Here is a 20,639-nt window from a genome sequence, read left to right on the forward strand (position 1 = left end):
AACGGAGTGATTTGTATGAAACCGTTAGAAAACAAAGTTGCCCTGGTTACTGGTGGGACTTCTGGGATTGGACGTACTACGGCGATCGCCTTGGCGGATGCTGGTGCCAAAGTTGTTGTTGTCGGAAGACGTGAAGAGGAAGGAAATGAGACTGTTAACTTAATTCATCAGGCAGGAAGTGAAGGTTTATTTGTCAAAGCTGATATTTCTCAAGAAGCAGATGTGAAGGCAACTATTGCCGCAGTTGTCAGTCGGTTTGGTCGCCTGGATATCGCATTTAATAATGCTGGGATGTTGGGGCAAAATGCCTTGCTAGCAGAGCAGACAGAGCAAACCTATGACCAGATTTTTGCTGTTAACGTCAAGGGAGTTTTTCTGTGTATGAAACACGAAATTGCCCAAATATTATCTCAGGGTAATGGTGGTGCAATTATCAATACATCTTCCATTAATGGTTTTCGCCCCTTAGCACCAGGTTTATCTCTTTATGATGCTTCTAAAACTGCGGTGGTAATGCTCACAAAAGCCGCAGCACTAGAATATGCCTCTCAAAAAATTCGGATTAACGCGATCGCCCCAGGACCAATTGAAACTGAAATGTTGACTCAGGCAACTGGTGGTAATACCAAAGCTTTTGAAAATTTTGTTCCTGCGGGGCGTTTGGGTAAACCCGATGACATTGCCAATGCTGTGATTTGGTTGTGTTCTGAAGCTAGCGATTTTGTCAACGGACATACTCTTGTTGTTGATGGTGGCTTACTAGCAGGTTAATTATTTTTAAAGATTCACAAGTTTTTTGCTTCTAAATAGCTGAGTTCTCATCAAAGATGGGGGAAAATGATTATCAGCCAAGCAGAGAATAAAGCAGGCTTAATTGTTGGTATTGTAGGCAATGTGATCAAAATATCGTGATATCTATAGGAATCCGATTTGATGATTGCAAATATATGTAGTAGTGGATGGGATTAATTTTGATAGTTTACTGGTGACATCCCTTGACTTTCTTCGAGGATATCTTGCCTGCTTCCTAAAATCAGAGAGGGAAACACTACAATAGGAAATTGTATCAATGCCAAGCGCAGGCTACCCCAACAAATATCAAAGATGAGTCCTAATATGAGTTTAATATTGGATACTCCCAGATTGCTGTTAAAACCAATCTTAGCAAGTCAGGTAGACACATTACACCATATTTTGACTGACTCCTATGTCAGAAGATATCTCTGCGATGACCAGATTTTATCCCTGGAAAAGACGACGGAAATGTTGATGGAGAGTCTCAGGTTGTTTGCACAGGAAAACTTTGGTTTGTGGTTGATTGAGACGAAAACTGAAGGGGAGATTATTGGTTTTGTGGGTTTGTGGTATTTCTTTGAGGAGGAACAACCACAGTTAGCTTATGCTCTGCTACCCCAGGGAACGAAAAAAGGTTATGCAACGGAAGCTGCTACGAGAATCGTCAATTATTGTTTTCAGGAGTTGGGTTATGGGTATGTGATTGCTAGTTGCGATCGCCCTAATGTGGAATCACAAAAAGTAGCAACTAGAATTGGCATGAGGCAAATAGAGGAGAGAATGATTAATGGTAATCCCGTACTATTTTGGCGAATGGAAAAACCCCAAACAGAAGTAGGGTGATGAATACCATGGTTTAGCTTGGGCTGGTATCTTTATGAATGATTTAGGATGGGGAATAGCTTTTCCATTTACTCCCAGGTATTTCCACCAGAAAATATGTCACCGTTGCCATAATCATAGATAGGATGAGAGTTGCGGTGAATCTTGTATAGAAAGCTGCGATGGGGATATCAGCCGTGAAAATAGGATAAATTTTGCCAATAATTGGATAGTGCCATATATATATTCCATAGGATAAATTACCCAATATTTCTAAAATTCTCAGGGGATTTTCCAGGATTGCAGAAATAGAAAGTTGGCGATTTTTGCCATGGAGATGATAGCTTTCTAGTTCAAAGACAAAAATAAACCAGGCTGTAATTAAGGCAGTGACTAGGGGCAAAATTAAAATTGTCGTTGCAGTTCTCCAACCACTAGGGCGATTTGCAATTCCCCATAATTCTTGATGATATAAATGGTGAGCGCTAAAAAGATAGAGGACGATGAGTAGGGTAATGGCAAGTATTTTCCAGATATATAGGTGTTTGAGAGGTAGAGATTTTGTATTTTTGAGTAATGGATTGATGAGAAATCCTGACAGAAATAAATCTAAATTATGAGTTAAAGGTGTATACCAATATTTGAATGCATAGCCCATGTTGTCTGTAATTTCTTGATGAAAAGTTATCCAGGAAAAACAGCGCAGGATGAAGGTGATAATTAAAATAGAGATGAAAGTGAAATATATTTGTTTGATTGTAGATAAATAATGATTGAAAAAGCTATAAATTAAGGGTACACAGAGATAAAATTGGACTTCCGTAGATAATGACCAGAAGACATCATTAAAAGCTAGTGGTTGAGGTGTAAGATAGGGTTGATAGGTAAAAGTTAAAACTCGCAACAAATAACCCCAATGGGACAATTTTAAGATTTCTGGATAAACAAAGATAACGAGAATTAAAACTGCAAAGTAGTAGAGGGGAAAAATTCTCAGAATTCGGTTACGAAAAAAGTTGACGACACTTTTCATTTCTAGGGTATAGCGTCTGGTATAAAAAGCTTTACCCATCAAATAACCTGATAGACAAAAGAAAATCCAAACTGCTACCGCTCCATGGCTGAATAGTATCCAGCTAAAGTCAAAATTTTTGTATATCAGAAAGTTACGCGGTGGGGCACAATGAATCATCACAACCATTAAACAAGCTAATCCTCTCAGAGCAAGTAATATATCTAATCGGTTAGGATTGGGCATAGAATCATAAATGAGCTTGAAGATATTTACTTATGCAGAGGTAATTGATTCATCCCAGGATTTTTGCCCCAATATCTGGGGAATTTTGATGAAAATTTCTGAAATAATCATCTTGACTTTAAGAAGTGCAAAATCTGAGGGAATTGTTTATCGATTTTGATTCTGTGCAGTTAAAATTTATAGGAGTTAAGATAATTACAAGCAAGAAGTAAGTAACCATGATGCATTATACCTAGAATAGATATAAAGAAGTTCTTTTACTTTCTCCCTTAACCTTTTAACCCTGACTTTATTTTCCAGTTAAACTATGCAAGCAGAACATCGCCAACGTCGTGAAGTGTTAATGTCAAAGATTGGTAATGGTACGGCAATTTTTCGCAGTGCGCCCATGGCAGTCATGCATAATGACGTAGAATATAATTACCGTCAAGATAGTGATTTTTATTACTTAACTGGCTTTAATGAACCGCAATCTGTCGCAGTTTTAGCACCCCACCATGCAGAACATAAATTTATTTTGTTTGTGCAACCGAAGGATAGGGAAAAGGAGGTTTGGAGCGGTTATCGGTGTGGTGTGGAAGCAGCAAAGGAAATCTATGGTGCTGATGAAGCTTATCCGATTGATGAATTAAATGAAAAGTTACCGCAGTATTTAGAAAAAGCTGAGAGAATTTATTATCATTTGGGACGCGATCGCGGTTTTAATGATACTGTTTTGCGTCATTACCAACAGCTACTCAGAACCTATCCTAGACGAGGTACGGGTCCGGTGGCAATAGAAGATACTGCACATATCCTTCATAGTATGCGATTGGTGAAGAGTTATGCAGAATTGCAGTTGATGCGAAAAGCCGCAGATATTGCCGCAGAAGCACATATCCATGCTATGAAGTTTACCACACCGGGATGTTGGGAATACGAGGTGCAGGCGGAAATTGAATATATCTTTCAGAAACGGGGTGCAATGGGTGTTGCTTACCCTTCTATTGTGGCATCGGGTGCAAATGCTTGTGTATTGCATTACATTGAAAACCAGCGACAAATGCAGGATGGAGAACTGTTACTGATTGATGCGGGTTGTGCTTACGGTTACTATAATTCTGATATTACCCGTACTTTCCCCGTTGGTGGCAAGTTTACACCGGAACAGAAAGCTTTATATGAGATTGTTTTAGCAGCCCAAAAGAGCGCGATCGCTCAAGTACAACCGGGTAATCCCTACAACCTATTTCACGATGTTGCTGTCCGTATCCTCACGGAAGGTTTGGTAGAGTTGGGTATTCTCAAAGGTGAGATAGATAAACTCATTGAAGAGGAAAAATACAAACCCTTCTATATGCACCGTACCGGACATTGGTTAGGTTTGGATGTGCATGATGTGGGAGCATATCAGTATGGAGAGCAACCGCAAATTCTCCAAGCGGGGCAAGTTGTCACCGTAGAACCGGGGTTATATATTGTACCAGGAACCGAACCCGCAGAAGACCAACCCCCCATAGATTCTCGCTGGTTTGGTATCGGTATCCGGATTGAGGATGATGTTTTGGTGACAGCAACGGGGAATGAGGTGTTAACCGCAGGGGTTCCCAAGGAAGTCAAAGACGTGGAAAGATAGTCTTGCGGGAAATTTTGAGATATCCGATTTCTAGAAAAGTCGGGTATCTAATTGAATCGGTTAGCTGTGAGCAAGGTTGAGGAATTGTTGGTAAATTTCAGATATTTCGATTTTCCAGGATTCGTCAACTGCATCCCAGATGGAGATTTTCACAAACAGCAAGTTCAATCATCCAATCTGCTGGTTGCTCATTGGTAGTAGTTAAATTATCTCCCCAAGCAGCTATTTCGGATTGAGTAATTAAACCCAACTCCCATATGATTACCAAATAATCAGGATATTGTTTATGATTTACCTGCACTGAATTAATTATACCTGTTTGCGAGATTCTACATTTTCTAATGCATTTTCCGCAGCAGCTTTTTCGGCTTCTTTTTTACTCTTTCCCCTCCCTTCTCCATAGATTTTATCTTCCACATAAACATGAGCTAAAAATTCTGGAGCGTGGGAAACACCACCGACTTGTAATGTCTGATATTTGGGAGGAGTGATGGTAATATTCTTTTGTACCCATTCTTGAAAACGATTTTTAGCATCTACATGGGAGCGTTTCTCTACTGTTGTTTGTGAAACTGAATCAAACAGAGTTTCAATGATAGCTCGTACTGCTTCTATATTGCGATTATTATCTAAATAATAGGCAGCAATTACCGCTTCAAAGGTACTACTTAGTAAGTTAGGATTTTGATAACCACCATCTCGAATCGCTCCCTTTCCTAAGCGCATTCTTAAATCTAAACCTACCTCAATGGCAAATTTTGCTAATTGCTTTTCATCTACTAAAGCAGAGCGTATACGGGTTAATTCGTCTTCTCCCTTTTCGGGAAATTTTGTGTAGAGATATTGCCCACTGAGGAAGTTTAGTAACGCATCACCGAGAAACTCTAAGCGTTCATTGTGTTCTCCTGTATCGGGGTTTTCGTTAACATAGGAACGATGTGTTAAAGCATGACGAAGTAGTTTATCCTCATGGAAATTTAGTAATTTATGCATGATATTGTTGGGAAGCACTGATGATTGAACAATATAGCGTTTACCAAGCAAGTGAAATACACCCCACCCGCGCTGTCGCGCACCCTCCCCTTAACAAGGAGAGGGTTGGAGAGGGTTTATTTTATATCTCATCAGACTGGGAAACGTTATACATAGAATAAACTATTAATTAGCTATTGAAACCATATCCATAGTGAAACTCGGAGTTTTTAAGCGATTCAAGTGCGTCATTACGACGTAGGGAAGCAATCTCAAAGTTTTGATGTAAAAATTATCAAAATAAACTAGGTTTATGTGAGAATTAATAACTGATTTTGTTGCCTCACTTTACCATCTTTGATAGCAGCTTTAATGAATTTACCGAATTTTCCTATTTGTGTACCTGTCTTTGTTTTAATTATGGCATCCTTATGATATTGAGGATGTAATTGATGCATCAGAGTCTTAATATATCCCATTGCTGTAGATTTACCTTCCTTATTGGCAAATTTAATTGTTTGGCATAAGTATTCTACTGCCAGATTGTAATCAATAAAATCACTAACTTGATTCTTGTTATTATCATTTTCTATTTGTGTCTGGAACTTTTGTTTTAAGTCTTCTAGAAAATATACTTCACTAGCATACTCCTTTAGTTCTTTTTTAAGAGAACCTTTTCTGGCAATCACTACCACTTCTATCCCTGACTTCCGAATTGCCTCAATCGGCTTTTTAAAATCTCCATCACCAGATATGAGAATGACTGCTCCTATATTGTGTGAATTATTAACTATAATATCATCATCTAACAAATCAGACTTGAGTTGATTATCTGCGCTATTTTTAAGGAGACAAGGAACATCAACACATTTCCAGCCTTTTTCTTGAGCCAATTGTGCTATTTGTAATTGATTCTCGCAACCAGAATTATAATACATTTTTTGTATTTTCATGGAATAATGTTGCTTGACAAAATCAATTAATACGTCTAGCTCTTTTTCCTTCAATCCTACATTCTGAAAATCGCAATACATAGCAGACAAGGGTAAACTTTGACTATCTTTTTCAGATATCATGATATTTAGTCCTATGTTTTGTATTTGACAAAACAGCATGGGAATATCACATCATAATTATTCACCCCAATTCGAGAATTAAAATTCTGAGATAGAGGCGATTTCACTGATACATTTACTTGGTTTAAGGTCTCAGGAGAAGGATAATTACTACCTTGCAAATTGCTCGATAAACCCATTCGATGAACGTTTAATATCCTGACAGGGAGTTTTGAAACACTCACCCAAAGGGACTACCAAACATTTCGCAAGGTAATGATCATTCTTGAACTGAGACAGTCACCAACTATAGTGAGTTGTGATGTCTTAGCTGTTTATTTGGTTATGAAACTATGTAATCACAGGTATTCACTTCAAGTCAAGAGTAAATTTTGATATTACTGTGAAGTAAGTATATGGGTTGGAAAAACTTGACTTAAACTGCAAAAAAAACCAACTCATTTAACCTGTGGTACTCATCCAGGGTAAAACGTTTAGCTTGTGCGATCGCCATATTTCTATCTAGTTTTATCAAATTAGTAAATCGCCTACTGTATGCTGGTAGGTGCTACCCATGATTATTTTAGTCAATTCCTCTCCACCTTCCCCATTCCCCAATGCACCAGACCTTGATATGCTAGAAAACCGATAAGATAAACCTTATAAACAATCATGTCTGCATTGACGACCTCACCCACAATCAGTGCTTTCCCCCTCGCTGCTGTTGTCGGACAAGAAGCAATCAAAACCGCTCTCCTCTTGGCAGCTGTTGATCCCGGTTTAGGGGGAGTGGCGATCGCCGGACGACGGGGAACTGCCAAATCAGTTATGGCAAGGGCAATTCATGCTCTGTTGCCACCGATAGAAGTCGTCAAAGACTCTATAAGCAACTGTGACCCCAACCAGCCCGAAACCTGGGATGATTGGTTATTAGCTCAAAGCACCCCCATAGAAACAGCAGTTATTCCCTCCCCCTTTGTGCAAATTCCCCTAGGTGTCACCGAAGATCGCCTCCTGGGTTCGGTGGATGTGGAACAATCCGTCAAACAGGGAAAAACAGTCTTTCAACCGGGATTACTTGCTACCGCTAACCGAGGAGTTCTCTACGTCGATGAAATCAACCTCCTGGATGACCAAATTAGTAACCAGCTATTAGCTGCACTCTCCGAAGGACAAAACAAAATCGAGCGGGAAGGAATCAGCTTCCAACATCCCTGTAAAACCCTGTTTATCGCTACCTACAACCCAGAGGAAGGGGGACTCAGGGAACATTTACTTGATCGGATTGCGATCGCCCTCTCCGCAGATGGGATTCTGGGTTTAGATCAACGGGTGGCAGCTGTGGAACAGGCAATATCCTACTCCCGTTCACCCCAGGAATTCCTCCAACAATACAACGAAGATATTGACAGCTTAAAAACCCAAATTATCCTCGCACGGGAATGGCTCAAAGATGTCACCATTACCCACGAACAAATTACCTACCTGGTAGAAGAAGCTATCCGAGGAGTAGTACAGGGACATCGAGCAGAAATCTTTGCCGTGCGTGTTGCCAAAGCATCCGCAGCACTGGATGGACGGGACAAGGTAAATGCTGAAGACCTACGACGGGCGGTAGAATTAGTCATAGTTCCCCGCGCGACGGTAATTCAGACACCCCCAGAGGAACCACCCGCACCCCCACCACCTCCACCCCCACCCCAGAATCAAGAGGAGGAGGATAATTCCCAGCAGGAGCAGGAACAGGAAGAGGAGCAACAGGAGCAGGAACAGGAGCAGGAGCAGGAACCCCCCGGTATCCCGGAGGAATTTATCTTTGACCCAGAAGGGGTTATCCTGGATAATACGGTGCTGTATTTTGCTCAGAACGCCCAACGTCGCCAGGGTAAATCCGGAAGCCGCAACATTATCTTTTCCGATGACCGAGGGCGCTATGTCAAGCCCATGCTGCCTAAGGGCAAAGTCCGCCGCATCGCCGTAGATGCCACCCTGCGCGCCGCCGCTCCGTATCAAAAAGCACGTAGGCAGAGAAATCCTGGGAAGAAAGTGGTCGTAGAACAGGGTGATATTCGCTCTAAGCGTCTCGCCCGTAAAGCCGGAGCGCTGGTAGTTTTCCTCGTGGATGCTTCTGGTTCCATGGCATTAAATCGGATGCAGTCCGCCAAGGGTGCGGTGATGCAGTTGCTGACAGAAGCTTACCAAAACCGTGACCAAGTATCCTTGATTCCCTTCCGGGGAGAGCAAGCAGAAGTTTTGCTACCTCCTACCCGTTCCATTGCCCTAGCGCGCAACCGCTTGGAAAGATTGCCCTGTGGTGGTGGTTCACCCCTAGCTCACGGTTTAACCCAAGCTGTACGGGTGGGTTTAAATGCTCAAATGAGCGGGGATATTGGGCAGGTGGTAATTGTGGCAATTACGGATGGACGAGGTAATATTTCTTTGTCCCGTTCCCTCGGTGAACCCCAAGACACTGAGCAGAAACCTGATATCAAAGGTGAACTCTTGGAAATTGCTGGCAGAATCCGTGCCCTAGGGATGCAGCTATTGGTAATTGATACCGAGAGCAAGTTTGTTTCCACGGGTTTTGCGAAGGAACTGGCGAAAACATCCGGTGGCAAATATTACCATCTACCCAAAGCCACAGATAAAGCCATTGCTGCAATGACTATGGGGGCGATCGCGGATATGAAGGCGGGTTTGTAATAGTTAGCATAATTCCATAATGACCTCTGGAAGCCAAAGAGCAGATAATGACTCACCCTGGAAGGAAATCCTCTAAGCCTACTTTCCCCAAGCTATGGAGTTTTTCTTCCCCCAAACATCTGCATTAATTAACTGGGAACGTCCCCACGAATTCCTCGACAAAGAGTTTCAACAAATCGCACGGGAAGGAGAAATAGGAAGAAGATATGCTGATAAATTAATCAAAGTTTGGCATATTCAAGGCGAAGAAATGTGGTTATTGATTCATATAGAAATTCAAGCCACATCGGAAGAAAACTTTGCCGAAAGGATGTTTATTTACAACCTACGAATTTTTGATAAATTTGGCAAACCAGCTATCAGCCTCGCAATTTTGTGTGATGCAGATTCAACTTGGCGACCAAATCAATATAGCTACAATTATCCTGATTGTGAATTACATTTTCGTTTTGGCAGTATCAAACTTCTAGATTATCAAAATCGCTGGAGTGAATTAGAGGCAAGCGGTAATCCTTTCGCGACAGTGGTAATGGCACATTTAAAGACACAGCAAACTAGTCAAAAACCACAAGAACGCAAAAATTGGAAATTTAGTTTAATTCGACGGTTGTATGAAGAAGGTTGGCAAGAAAAAGATATTCGTAACCTGTATCGATTTATTGATTGGGTTATGATTTTACCAAAAGCACTAGAGGCAGAATTTTGGCAAGAGTTTAAGGAATTTGAACAGGAGCGGAGTATGAGTTACATTACTACAGGTGAGCGCATTGGCTATGATCGAGGTAAACTCGAAGGTAAACTTGAAGGTAAACTTGAAGGAGAGCAAGCACTCGTTCTACGGCTACTGCAAAGACGGGTGGGAGATTTACCCCAAGAAGTTAGAGAACACATTCACAGTCTGTCGCTAGAACAACTGGAAACACTTGGTGAGGCTTTATTAGATTTTACGTCTAATGCCGACTTACTCAACTGGCTACAAGCAAATTAACAAGCTAGTTATTTTTCTGAACTTTTGTGGCGAATTAATAACATTTTTTTGATATTTTCACCCATGAATAATTCATTTTATATATAGTACATTGGTGAACTTTGAGTATAATTTGCCTGACGTTCATGTAAATCTTGCAACGTATATTTTTGCAATACGCTATGGGCAGCTTGAGAGGCTTCTAACCAAAAGTCTTCAATAATTTGCCTTGCCATTGAACTATCACCTTGGTGCAAATCATAGACATTTTTAACAGAACCCTCCACACAATACCAAGCTTCCAAAAGAGTGATTTTGTGAGGTTCTCGCGCCAGGGTATAACCACCTTTGGCACCACGTATACTTTTAATTATGCCCCCATGTCTTAAAGTCGCCAAGATTTGCTCTAAATAGCGGCTAGGAATTTCTTGCATTTCCGCGATTTGACGAATTTGCAGGGATTCACCTTTTTGATAACAGTTAGCAAGTTCCAAAAGAGCGAGGAGCGTGTATTCATATTTGTTTGAAATTTCCACAGGCTTTCATCTACTTAATAGGTACTAGGATTCAAATTATAGGGTTAAGATATGTTGTGAGATATTAACCGCGATCGCTAGCTAATTTTACTCTAAATATTCTCTCTGATAAAAGCAATTACTTTTTATTGTGATTTTAATAAATTGAAGTAATGCAGGAGCAGTATTGACATCTAAATCATAAAAAAATACACCATGATGCCTCAATGGTGCAAATTAATACTTGTATGAATTCTTGTAAAACTTTTATTTATTGCTGGAGCTTCATCTGGGGTTGGCAAAGTAACAGCGATCGCCTCCACGGTGCAGTACAAAAAAGAGCTGATTGTGGTGAAATTGCCTTTTCAGTGATCATAGATCATCGCTTAGATATAATACATTGTGTTACTTTGTCGATAACTATTCCGTTGTTGACATAAATCCTCAATGGTAAAGCTTTTGAAAATACCTTGAGATGCGCAGTTTGCTTGCAACCAAATTTCATAAATAATGCTTTTCTCAATGTTGGAAACTTTGGAAATCTCTATTTCCCTTGCCTTTTCCTCTCCATCAACAATGGCGATCGCCTCTTGCAAAGTAATTTTCCACGGTTCACGTATCATTACATATCCCCCCTTAGCTCCCCGCATACTTTGGATGATTCCCTCCCTGCGTAAAGCCGAAAGAATTTGCTCTAAGTAACGCTCTGGTAAAGAATGACGCTCTGCAATTTCCCCAATTTTGAGAGGATTTTGCGTCTTGTAGTTGTCTGCTAACTCCATCAATGCCAAAAAGGCATATTCTACCCTTGAAGATAATCCCACAGTAATTAGTAAATTTAAGTGTTCTATATTAATATACTACGGTTGCTCGATAGGTTTTTAGTGTTTTAAGGAAAATTATCTTGAATCTCGTGCAAATATTAGGAATTATGACATTATGAAATACAAGCTCATGATGAGACTGGATTCAATAAAACCAGCTATCTCCACCAGCAAAATTTCCCTTACCCTTAATCTGCAATTTCAAAGACTCTAGATATTTCAAACCCTGATGTATTTGTGGTATTGTGCCACTCAGTTCAATGTCAAAATATCCTGGTGCTTGAGGATGATTTTCTAGGATGGCACCAGTGATATTCACAACTAATTGATAATCTGAAATTAAGCGAGAAATTATCGGCTCTTGGTGATATATTCCAGGTATTTGTAAATGAAGCCTGATATGTGTGAAATTACTTTGCTTGATTGATGATATTTGATAATTCATAACTTCGGCTAGGGGTAGACTTAATCTTGGAATCATCTAGCTCCAAAACCACATCCGGTAAATCTTGGAATAACACCGTACTCAAATATCGTTCTCCAAAACTCGGTTGGATTAATACTATGAGTTTTCCGGAATTTTCTACACGTTTTCCCACTTTAATTGCCGCAAATAATGCAGCACCAGAGGAAATTCCAGAGAGCAATCCTTCTTCTCTAGCTAAGCGACGACTAAAATGTATGGCATCTTCATCATTGACTTGAATTACTTCATCAATGAGTTCCAAACGTAAAACTTCTGGAATAAATCCTGCACCAATTCCCTGGATTTTATGCGCTCCCGGTTGTCCTCCCGATAGTACATGACTATTGACAGGTTCAACGGCGATCGCCTGAAAATTTGGTTTGCGTTGCTTGATAACTTCGGAAACTCCTGTAATTGTCCCTCCGGTTCCTACTCCCGCAATCAGAATGTCAATTTGACCATCGGTATCTTTCCAGATTTCTTCTGCCGTTGTTTCTCGGTGAATTTTTGGATTAGCTGGATTCGCAAATTGTTGGGGAATAAAAGCATCGGGAAGGGATGCAGCGATTTCCTGAGCGCGACGAATTGCCCCCCTCATTCCCTCGATTCCTGGTGTTAATTCTAACTGTGCCCCGTAGGCTTTCAACATTGCCCGTCTTTCTAAACTCATGGTTTCTGGCATTGTCAAAATTAACTGATATCCCTTGGCAGCAGCAACCATTGCCAATGCGATACCTGTATTTCCCGAAGTTGGCTCCACAATCACACTTTTACCGGGTTTTATCAATCCTGCTTCTTCCGCTACCTGAATCATACTTGCGCCGATACGGTCTTTCACGGAAGCTGTGGGGTTCATTCCCTCCAACTTGACTACAATATTAGCCACACATCCTTCTGCTTGGGGAATGCGATTCAGTCGTACTAAGGGGGTTTTTCCGATTAACTCTGTGATGCTATTGGCGATTCCCATGGCTTGACTCTTTATCAAAGGGGTATTTATAGTATACTACTGTTAGCCGATAGATATTATGTGTTTTTTTGAAAATATCTACTTATTGATGATGTCAAAGCCGGGGAGTCAGAAAATTATGGCTGCTTGTCTTTGGCTTTTGTAATTAGTCTGGATAGCTAAGTTTTAGATATTCAAAACATATGACTATGAGATATTTAACTTTGATATCTGGGGCAACATCTTACTTTTATCAGTGAAGTCTTCTGATAACAATTCTCAATCTATGAGAAACTCACAACCATTCCATCCTAATAAACTAACTTGAAACTAACCCCTAATAAGAGTGTATAAATTGTAAATTTCAGAATCGACGGAGGCATTAATTGACATAGTTTAGCTCCTACCATTACCCCTGGAATTGTGCCAAACCAAATAGGTATGACTAAGCCCCAATCCACTGTTCCCAAAAACATATGTCCTAGGGAAGTAAATGAAAGCAAAATTGCGGCTTGGGCTAAATCTGTACCGACTAATTTACGCGAGTCCAGTTGAAAAAAGCTAATCAATGCCATTGCAAATAAAGAACCAGAGGAAACGCTAGTCATTCCAACCATGGAACCCAGAATTGCTCCCACACCCATAGCTTGCATCCGTCCCCAATTAGTATTTAAATCAAATTTGGGTAGTTCAGGTAAGACAAAATTGGGAAAGAATTCTTTGATGATTAATTGTCCGAGTCCTAAAAATACAACTACTAGAATCATACTTCCCAGTAAATGTAACAGAACTCCATCTAAATTTGCGATTCCCATCTGTCGAATCAAATACAAAATTCCCACTCCTACCAGGGAACCAGGAACACTTCCGAGGGCTAACCATTTGACAACTTGACAGTCGAGGGTTTCTTGTTGCCAATGTTTTACCCCACCAACAACTTTCATCATTGTTGCAGCGACAATATCGGAACTGACTGCAACAGCAGGGGGTACTTGAAAAATAAATATCAGCATGGGGGTGATGAGTGATGCACCTCCAATTCCGGTGAGTCCGACTATGATACCAATTAGGAAACTCAGGGTGGGTAGTAGTAAGTAATCCATTTTCTTGTGGGGAGATTTTGCTCAGATGATGTCAGATGTCCTAGAGACTTCATACTCCTGAGGACATACCTGCATTCCCTAGTTAGCTACCGGGGAATAGGTTGGGAGTTGCCAAAACTTTGAAGTGGATGAGTGCTAGGATTACCAGGGTGTAGGCTGTGGAAGATGCGAAACCCGTGAGTAATTCTTTTTTGAGACTGCGCTCTTGAGATTGATTCGGTAATACATCCATCACCCCTGCTTGCATCAGCAGAATACCCAGAACGTTAGAGAGCCAATATCCAGCGATCGCGCATGGTAAAAGTAAACTTGGGGAAAATAAACTGCATAAATACCCAAAACCATAGGCGATCGGTAGGTTAAAAAATAGGTCATTCCACCAAGACATCGGGGAGAGCAAAAATCCAATTACCAGCAACACAGCGCCTCTAATTTTTTTGAAAATCTCTGTAAGTCTTACCTGGCTTTGGTTTGATTGCCCTAAAGATATATCTGGTTTTTGATTATCAATGTTTAAATCGCTACTGATATGCTGTGTGTTTTCCATAGCAAGGTACTTAATTCCGATTGACTTACCGTAGTTTAATATAAATAAATTCAAAAATCTATTCGTAAATACACAATTACAATTTACGAAAAGTAGTTTTAGTTACAACTTGCTGAACTACGGGTGTTATTGAGCCATATAAATAATTCTTTCTATACCAGGGAAGAGTTGAGCCAGATTGACTTACAATTCACCAGTCGGGAAGAGTTGTTACAAATAATACTTTCGTGCGAAATAAATTAATTTTATCCGTTTCATGAAATACTTATGGCGTGCAGTTATTAAGAAATTATCAATCGGGGATATGCGTATATTTCCTTGGGAAGAGAGATATTTTCTGTACTCAAGAGGTGATTGAAGCTATTTGCCAAGTTAGAAAAATTTAGAAGAGAATACAGACTGGTTCAAATCTCACAGCATGGCAGTACAGAAGACAGCAACATTTGCTCAAAAGCTTGACAAGCTTTACTTTGAAAACGCTGACGGTGTTTGAGTTTTAAAAAAGGTCGAGAAATTTCCGACAGCATTCCCCTACCATCACGATCATCAACGATCGCGATCGCGCGCAAGGTATTGAGCTGTAATTCTTTCTTTACCATCAATTCCGAAATTGCCGCCGCACCCAACCCCCTTTCCACAATCGCTTTCACCATTTCCCCACTGTTCAAGACGGATATTACATTTAACTCCTGGGGATTAATCCCCCAACTTAATAGAGCTTGTTCAAACCTTTGTTGTGTACCGGAACCAGATTCGCGCATGATCCATTCGGTTTGGGAAAGTTGAGTCAGACATATCTGCGATTCCCCATACCAAGGGTGGGATTTACCAACAACAATCAAAAGTCTGTCACTACCAATAATTTCTTCCTCCAAAACATTTTTTAGGGATTGATGTACTTCTCCTTCCACCAAACCGATATCAAATTGTCCATGAGCTGTACCTGTAGAGATTGTGTCGGCATTGGCAAGGGTACATTTCACAGATATGCGGGGGTATTGACGTTGAAACTCGCTAATTCTTCCTGGTAACCAATAATTGCCAATTGTTAGACTTGATCCCAGGTTGAGTTCTCCCCGTTGTAAATCATTTAATTCCCGTAATCCACGTTCACATAGCTGAACTTTATCCAAGATTTGTTGGGCTTCTTGTTGTAAGAGTATACCGGCTTCCGTAATTTCAATATGACGACCGATACGATGGAATAGTTTGACAGCATACCCTTCTTCTAAACTTTGAATTGCTGCACTTACCGCAGGTTGAGTAACATATAATGCTTCTGCTGCGCGGGTAAAATGCAAATTCTCGGCAACTGCTAAGAAGATGCGTAACTGTTCTAGAGTCATTCTTGCCATTCAATGATGTTCCTAGTTTTTGAGTTATATGGATAAGTCAAAGTTACATTTCATACTGTTAAGTTCCAGGAAGACAATATAGATGTCTCATGACTTTAACTAGAAAAATCTTGATATTGGGGTAGAATATTCACAGTCAATTACTTGTATTTATCGATTTAAAAACCAAGATTGTTTGATTTTATTTCCTATGGGAGATAAATTAGATTTTAAGCACTAATTGCGACATCGCTGGCGAAAAAAATGCTTTTACGCAGAAGTCGAGTGGAATAGCTGATAATTCGACCGACTAAGCAAAGGTATTTCTGATGTCCAGTGAATTTAATTTTAATGCAAACCGGGAAAGGGTCTCGGTAAAGAGTTTTCATGGCTTAAAATCGCACTGTCTTTCATTTGGGGAAGTCCTGGCGCAATCTTTTGCAGTTATCGCTCCAACTACTATACCAGCATCTAACATCGGTTTGATTGTTGCCCTGTCTGGAAATGGTACTTGGTTAAGTTTGCTGATTGGATTGGTAGGGTTGGTATTTGTCAGTATAAATATCAATCAGTTTGCCAGTCGTTCCGCATCACCTGGTTCATTATATTCTTACATTGTCAAAGGTCTGGGACCGACCGCAGGTGTAATTTGTGGCTGGAGTTTGGTACTAGCTTACTTATTTACAGCAATGTCTGTATTATGCGGGTTTGCGAACTTTAGTACTGCATTGATTGGTTATTTAGGGATTCATCCATCAAGTATCAGTTTACTCGCCTTGGGTGCGGGAATTGCTTGGTATGCAGGTTACAAAGATGTGCAATTGTCGGCAGTTGCAATGTTGTGGATGGAAGGTTTATCCATTGGTTTAATTGCTGTATTGTGTCTCATAATTTGGGCACATCATGGTTTTGCACTGGATATATCTCAGTTAACTTTAACTGGGGTGAAACCGGGAAATATTGCAACTGGATTAGTTTTAGTGATGTTTGCCTTTTCGGGGTTTGAAAGTGCGACGACATTGGGAGATGAAGCAAAAAGTCCTCTGAAAACGATTCCGCGATCGCTGTTAGGAAGTGTGATACTTGCAGGTTTATTTTTCCTCTGCACCACCTATATTGAGGTTTTAGCGTTTCACAATTTGGGAGCAGATATTACCCATACAGAAGCACCCCTGGGTTATCTTGCACAGCAAATTGGTTGGGGATGGTTAGGTGAATTAGTTGGTTTGGGTGCGTTGGCAAGTTTCTTTGCTTGCGTTCTGGGTAGTATTAATCCGGCAGCCAGGATATTCTTTTTAATGGCACGTCATGGGTTATTTCATACCAAGTTAGGGGATACCCACCCAGCAAATAAAACTCCCCATATTGCAGTAACGGTGTGTTCCTTCTTAACATTCTTGATCCCCGCAGTCATGGCAATGGCAAATATCAAACTCTTTGACAGTATGGGATACTTAGGTGCGATCGCGAGTTTTGGGTTTGTGACGGTATATATTTTAATGGCGATCGCTGCACCGATATACCTAAACAGAATTAATCAACTGCGACGGAGAGATATTCTTTTTTCCCTGGTGGCGATCGCGTTTATGTGTATTCCCCTGTTAGGGAGTGTGGGAATTCCTGGTAGTGAGATGTTTCCAGTACCCGAAGCACCCTATAACCTCTTTCCCTATTTGTTTTTAGCTTACCTGGCGATCGCCTGTGGATGGTTCATGATGCAAAAAGCGCGATCGCCTAAACTGGCAAACAAAATGGTGAAGGCGATCGATGCAATTCACATCCGCTTCAACGAACATAATCACAAATAATTACTCATAGCCAGGATTTCGCCCTTCTTTCTCTTCATTTTTTTGCGCTCTAGCGCTACTAAAACCAATACACAACGCAAATTAGCCCATGGAAGAATTAATTACCGCAATTTCTACAGGAATCACAGCATTTACGGCAACAAATTTAGATGATTTAATCATCCTATCCCTATGGTTTTCTCAAATAAATCACAATTTCCACAGTCGGCAGATTGTTATCGGTCAGTTCCTCGGTTTTTTTGTTTTAGTAATTGCCAGTCTTCCAGGTTTTTTTGGTGGTTTAATATTACCAGACCATTGGATAGGGTTACTCGGACTTGCACCCATTGCCATTGGCTTGAGTAGCTGGTTAAATCAAGATAGCGAAGATGCAGAGGAAGCAGGTGATGTCTTATCACAACCACAAACCTCTCCTTTTTTAAGTTTTCTCTCTCCCCAAACCTATAGCGTAGCTGCAATCACCGTTGCTAATGGAAGCGATAATGTCAGCATTTATGTACCCCTATTTGCCAATAGTAACCTTATCCAACTATCAATCATCATCACAATTTTCTTCTTCCTTGTAGGAGTATGGTGCTATGCCAGCTATAAACTCATCAGTCACAAAAATATTGCCAATTTTCTCAACCGATACGGTAACAACTTTATTCCCTTTGTATTGGTTGGATTAGGAGTATTTATTATCTTAGAAAGTGAAGCCTTACATCCCTTAGCTTTACTTGCAAGTTGCTTGTGTCTGATGGGAATAGTCAAAAAATATAAACCTACGCTAGAAGTAAAAGAGAATTAATGTAGGCTAAAAAAATAATCTGGTGGTATTTTACTAGTAATGTTTAACCTTGCCGAAGTCACAATCACAGCCGTTGCATCCTTTGCAGCAACTAATCTCGATGATATTATCATTTTGATGATTTTCTTCGCGCAAGTAAATAACTCCACCTTTCGTCACAGACACATAATTATTGGTCAATACCTCGGATTTTGCTCCATCATCCTTGCTAGCCTTCCTGGTTTTTTAGGCGGATTAATTATCGATAAAAAATGGATTGGAATATTAGGTTTTGTGCCAATTATTATCGGCATTCATCGCCTCATTAGCCCGCCAGATGAGAATGAAATACAAGCAGTATCAACAGAATTAGACTCTCAACCAATCAAAACATCTGTAATGTCAATATTTACCAGTATTTTTTCTCCCCAAACTTACAAAGTCGCGACTATCACCTTTGCCAATGGAGGAGATAATATTGGTATTTACGTTCCTTTATTTGCTAGTAGTAATTTGACAAATTTAGGAATCATCCTCACTATTTTCTTTCTGATGATTGCAGTCTGGTGCTGCACAGCTTATCAACTTACCCGTCATCCGACTATAGCTCATCTTTTAACTCGTTATGGGCATCGTTTGGTACCTTTTGTATTGATTGGTTTGGGCATTTTTATTTTGATTGATAGTGAAACATTTCATCTTTTCATCTAAATCTAATTTTCTCTATCTTTCCATGTAATTAATTAGTACATCGTTCAACAAAGGAAAAAACATGAAACTCTGCAAAAGCCTCCTCATCGTATTTACCATCTTAATTAATTTATTGATTGCTCAACCCTCTTGGGCAGACCCTCCAAAACTCACACAAACTCCCGAATACATGGAAGTAAATCAATCATTAAATGAATTGATTCAAGCCAAAAATTCTCCAGAGTCAACTGAATACAAACCGGAAGAAATTGAACAAAAAATCGGCGAGTTGACCTTACAAAAATACATTCTCGAAACTGCTCTAGAATGGAGTCAATGTCATAATCTCACAGGACAAACCTTAGGAGTATATATTCACAAAGTCAAGAAAACTCAAGAGCCAACTTTATATTATTTAGAGAATGGTAAAACTACAGATGATGAATGGAATTGTGATGGCATTTACCTACCAACTGGAATCAAACTTGCTAGTTCAATTCCTGGAGATACTCAAGTTCAAGATTTAACAGAACCCTTAGCATTAAAAATTATCCCTGGAACTCAACTAATTGCCACCAACAATCCCCAAAGCGGGGCACTAGAATTAAATATTCGCCCCACGAAAGTATTTAAAACAGGTGAAACTCCGTGGATATTGCCTAACTTAACATCTGCCAATATTAGCAATCAAATACCTAACGCACCTATAGAAGATTAAATTGCACCTGTCTCTCAAATAAATTTTGTAAAAGGAGTCAACAAGCATGAAATTATTCAACTATCTTTTACTCATCTTCATCATCATCCTCAACTTTCTTTTTGCTAGACCATCATGGGCAGACACACCAAAAATTACCAAAAGCTCTGATTACATAGAAGTCACAAAATCCCTCGATATTCTTCAAAATCAGCTATCAGCAGCCAAATCTGGAGAAACAGAAATTTTCACAGTAGAAGACCTGCAAAAAAGAATCGATGAATTATCATTTCAACAATATGCTTTAGAAAAAGGCATCAACTGGGGTCAATGTCGAAATGAAACAGGAAAAACACTTGCCATCTATGGTCCCAAACCAGAAAAATCTGCATCTGATTTCGATAATGCCCTATATTTTCTCGGTGCAGGTGAAACCACACCCCCAGGATGGGATTGTCAGGGTATTTATCTAGCAAATGACAGCAAAATTATGGGTTTCAATAATCAAGATTTATCAGGCGCAGCAGCAATCAAAATCCTCCAGGGAACCCAATTGATAGCTAAAAGCAATCCAGAAACTAGTACACTAGAATTAAATGTAACTCCCACTAAAGTTTTCCACAATGGTGATATTAATTGGTATATACCCAATGTTTCCGAAACAAATATCACTTCCAGAGTTCCTGATATCATTTTAGGTAACGAAGAAGAAGCTGATTAGCCAGAAATTACAAAACTGGGTGGGTTACT

The 20,639-nt window shown here is 40.0% G+C and carries 20 protein-coding genes and 1 pseudogene; 10 read left to right on the top strand and 11 right to left on the bottom strand.

The window, feature by feature from the left end; translation table 11 throughout:
• The first annotated feature begins 15 nt into the window (after positions 1-15).
• Both IJ00_RS04135 and IJ00_RS04140 read left to right on the top strand, forming a co-directional pair.
• Positions 16-771 (top strand): glucose 1-dehydrogenase, encoded by a 756-nt coding sequence (locus IJ00_RS04135; protein ID WP_035150386.1) that lies wholly within the window; start codon positions 16-18, stop codon positions 769-771.
• Between the two features lie 333 nt (positions 772-1,104).
• On the top strand, positions 1,105-1,638 hold the full coding sequence (locus IJ00_RS04140; RefSeq protein ID WP_201782662.1) for a GNAT family N-acetyltransferase: 534 nt from the start codon (positions 1,105-1,107) through the stop codon (positions 1,636-1,638).
• A gap of 43 nt (positions 1,639-1,681) precedes the next feature.
• Here IJ00_RS04140 and IJ00_RS04145 read toward each other — a convergent pair whose 3' ends face one another.
• Positions 1,682-2,875, bottom strand: coding sequence for an acyltransferase (locus tag IJ00_RS04145; protein WP_046814714.1), 1,194 nt, complete (start codon positions 2,873-2,875; stop codon positions 1,682-1,684).
• A 307-nt stretch (positions 2,876-3,182) separates the two neighbouring features.
• On the opposite strand from IJ00_RS04145, the gene IJ00_RS04150 reads away from it, so the two are divergent.
• A complete protein-coding gene (locus IJ00_RS04150; protein ID WP_035150396.1) occupies positions 3,183-4,490 on the top strand; it encodes an aminopeptidase P N-terminal domain-containing protein in 1,308 nt (435 codons plus the stop codon).
• Positions 4,491-4,614: 124 nt separating this feature from the next.
• Here the strand turns inward: IJ00_RS04150 and IJ00_RS28735 are convergent, their stop codons facing one another.
• The 3 genes from IJ00_RS28735 to IJ00_RS04160 form a co-directional block, all read right to left on the bottom strand.
• Positions 4,615-4,758 (bottom strand): hypothetical protein, encoded by a 144-nt coding sequence (locus IJ00_RS28735; RefSeq protein ID WP_168163416.1) that lies wholly within the window; start codon positions 4,756-4,758, stop codon positions 4,615-4,617.
• A 41-nt stretch (positions 4,759-4,799) separates the two neighbouring features.
• A complete protein-coding gene (gene rnc / locus IJ00_RS04155; protein ID WP_035150397.1) occupies positions 4,800-5,483 on the bottom strand; it encodes a ribonuclease III in 684 nt (227 codons plus the stop codon).
• A gap of 290 nt (positions 5,484-5,773) precedes the next feature.
• Complete coding sequence (locus IJ00_RS04160; RefSeq protein WP_035158386.1) at positions 5,774-6,538, bottom strand: NYN domain-containing protein; 765 nt, start codon at positions 6,536-6,538, stop codon at positions 5,774-5,776.
• Positions 6,539-7,189: 651 nt separating this feature from the next.
• Here IJ00_RS04160 and bchD point away from each other — a divergent pair.
• Positions 7,190-9,220 carry a magnesium chelatase ATPase subunit D gene (gene bchD / locus IJ00_RS04165; protein ID WP_035150399.1) on the top strand — a complete coding sequence of 677 codons (2,031 nt, stop codon included), beginning with the start codon at positions 7,190-7,192 and terminating at the stop codon, positions 9,218-9,220.
• A gap of 19 nt (positions 9,221-9,239) precedes the next feature.
• Positions 9,240-10,208: pseudogene (locus tag IJ00_RS04170) on the top strand (DUF4351 domain-containing protein).
• Between the two features lie 77 nt (positions 10,209-10,285).
• Here the strand turns inward: IJ00_RS04170 and IJ00_RS04175 are convergent.
• The 7 genes from IJ00_RS04175 to IJ00_RS04205 form a co-directional block, all read right to left on the bottom strand.
• Positions 10,286-10,723 (bottom strand): Rrf2 family transcriptional regulator, encoded by a 438-nt coding sequence (locus tag IJ00_RS04175; protein WP_035150401.1) that lies wholly within the window; start codon positions 10,721-10,723, stop codon positions 10,286-10,288.
• A 365-nt stretch (positions 10,724-11,088) separates the two neighbouring features.
• Positions 11,089-11,526 (bottom strand): Rrf2 family transcriptional regulator, encoded by a 438-nt coding sequence (locus tag IJ00_RS04180; RefSeq protein WP_052754379.1) that lies wholly within the window; start codon positions 11,524-11,526, stop codon positions 11,089-11,091.
• A gap of 145 nt (positions 11,527-11,671) precedes the next feature.
• Positions 11,672-11,971, bottom strand: a complete 300-nt coding sequence (locus tag IJ00_RS04185) for an NIL domain-containing protein (protein ID WP_035150405.1) — start codon at positions 11,969-11,971, stop codon at positions 11,672-11,674.
• Positions 11,937-12,962 (bottom strand): cysteine synthase A, encoded by a 1,026-nt coding sequence (gene cysK / locus IJ00_RS04190; RefSeq protein WP_046814715.1) that lies wholly within the window; start codon positions 12,960-12,962, stop codon positions 11,937-11,939. Before cysK ends, IJ00_RS04185 begins: the two co-directional genes overlap by 35 nt.
• 290 nt (positions 12,963-13,252) lie before the next feature.
• Complete coding sequence (locus IJ00_RS04195; RefSeq protein WP_035150407.1) at positions 13,253-14,044, bottom strand: sulfite exporter TauE/SafE family protein; 792 nt, start codon at positions 14,042-14,044, stop codon at positions 13,253-13,255.
• Between the two features lie 82 nt (positions 14,045-14,126).
• Positions 14,127-14,591 carry a hypothetical protein gene (locus IJ00_RS04200; RefSeq protein ID WP_052754380.1) on the bottom strand — a complete coding sequence of 155 codons (465 nt, stop codon included), beginning with the start codon at positions 14,589-14,591 and terminating at the stop codon, positions 14,127-14,129.
• A gap of 404 nt (positions 14,592-14,995) precedes the next feature.
• Positions 14,996-15,946, bottom strand: a complete 951-nt coding sequence (locus tag IJ00_RS04205) for a LysR substrate-binding domain-containing protein (protein WP_035150409.1) — start codon at positions 15,944-15,946, stop codon at positions 14,996-14,998.
• Between the two features lie 308 nt (positions 15,947-16,254).
• Between IJ00_RS04205 and IJ00_RS04210 the strand changes: the two genes are divergently transcribed.
• The 5 genes from IJ00_RS04210 (at position 16,255) to IJ00_RS04230 (ending at position 20,610) form a co-directional block, all read left to right on the top strand.
• Positions 16,255-17,733, top strand: a complete 1,479-nt coding sequence (locus IJ00_RS04210; protein ID WP_035150412.1) for an APC family permease — start codon at positions 16,255-16,257, stop codon at positions 17,731-17,733.
• A gap of 88 nt (positions 17,734-17,821) precedes the next feature.
• Positions 17,822-18,523, top strand: a complete 702-nt coding sequence (locus IJ00_RS04215) for a cadmium resistance transporter (RefSeq protein WP_035150414.1) — start codon at positions 17,822-17,824, stop codon at positions 18,521-18,523.
• Between the two features lie 39 nt (positions 18,524-18,562).
• The gene (locus IJ00_RS04220) at positions 18,563-19,213 is read left to right on the top strand and encodes a cadmium resistance transporter (RefSeq protein ID WP_035150416.1); all 651 of its coding nucleotides are present in this window, start codon (positions 18,563-18,565) and stop codon (positions 19,211-19,213) included.
• Positions 19,214-19,274: 61 nt separating this feature from the next.
• Positions 19,275-19,910: a hypothetical protein gene (locus IJ00_RS04225; RefSeq protein WP_035150417.1), complete on the top strand. Its 636-nt coding sequence runs from the start codon at positions 19,275-19,277 to the stop codon at positions 19,908-19,910.
• 46 nt (positions 19,911-19,956) lie between these two features.
• Entirely contained in the window at positions 19,957-20,610 is a 654-nt protein-coding gene (locus IJ00_RS04230) for a hypothetical protein (RefSeq protein ID WP_035150420.1), read from the top strand.
• Positions 20,611-20,639 lie beyond the last annotated feature (29 nt).

The sequence above is a fragment of the Calothrix sp. 336/3 genome (assembly GCF_000734895.2).
Classification (GTDB): domain Bacteria; phylum Cyanobacteriota; class Cyanobacteriia; order Cyanobacteriales; family Nostocaceae; genus 336-3.

Coding starts and splice junctions, on each gene's coding strand:
- IJ00_RS04230 (WP_035150420.1), top strand. CDS start 19,957: ATGAAATTATTCAACTATCTTTTACTCATCTTCATCATCATCCTCAAC.
- cysK (WP_046814715.1), bottom strand. CDS start 12,962: ATGGGAATCGCCAATAGCATCACAGAGTTAATCGGAAAAACCCCCTTA.
- IJ00_RS04205 (WP_035150409.1), bottom strand. CDS start 15,946: ATGGCAAGAATGACTCTAGAACAGTTACGCATCTTCTTAGCAGTTGCC.
- bchD (WP_035150399.1), top strand. CDS start 7,190: ATGTCTGCATTGACGACCTCACCCACAATCAGTGCTTTCCCCCTCGCT.
- IJ00_RS04150 (WP_035150396.1), top strand. CDS start 3,183: ATGCAAGCAGAACATCGCCAACGTCGTGAAGTGTTAATGTCAAAGATT.
- IJ00_RS04135 (WP_035150386.1), top strand. CDS start 16: ATGAAACCGTTAGAAAACAAAGTTGCCCTGGTTACTGGTGGGACTTCT.
- IJ00_RS04215 (WP_035150414.1), top strand. CDS start 17,822: ATGGAAGAATTAATTACCGCAATTTCTACAGGAATCACAGCATTTACG.
- IJ00_RS04195 (WP_035150407.1), bottom strand. CDS start 14,044: ATGGATTACTTACTACTACCCACCCTGAGTTTCCTAATTGGTATCATA.
- IJ00_RS04185 (WP_035150405.1), bottom strand. CDS start 11,971: ATGAATTATCAAATATCATCAATCAAGCAAAGTAATTTCACACATATC.
- IJ00_RS04140 (WP_201782662.1), top strand. CDS start 1,105: ATGAGTCCTAATATGAGTTTAATATTGGATACTCCCAGATTGCTGTTA.
- IJ00_RS04225 (WP_035150417.1), top strand. CDS start 19,275: ATGAAACTCTGCAAAAGCCTCCTCATCGTATTTACCATCTTAATTAAT.
- IJ00_RS04220 (WP_035150416.1), top strand. CDS start 18,563: ATGTTTAACCTTGCCGAAGTCACAATCACAGCCGTTGCATCCTTTGCA.
- rnc (WP_035150397.1), bottom strand. CDS start 5,483: ATGCATAAATTACTAAATTTCCATGAGGATAAACTACTTCGTCATGCT.
- IJ00_RS04160 (WP_035158386.1), bottom strand. CDS start 6,538: ATGATATCTGAAAAAGATAGTCAAAGTTTACCCTTGTCTGCTATGTAT.
- IJ00_RS04200 (WP_052754380.1), bottom strand. CDS start 14,591: ATGGAAAACACACAGCATATCAGTAGCGATTTAAACATTGATAATCAA.
- IJ00_RS04210 (WP_035150412.1), top strand. CDS start 16,255: ATGTCCAGTGAATTTAATTTTAATGCAAACCGGGAAAGGGTCTCGGTA.
- IJ00_RS04145 (WP_046814714.1), bottom strand. CDS start 2,875: ATGCCCAATCCTAACCGATTAGATATATTACTTGCTCTGAGAGGATTA.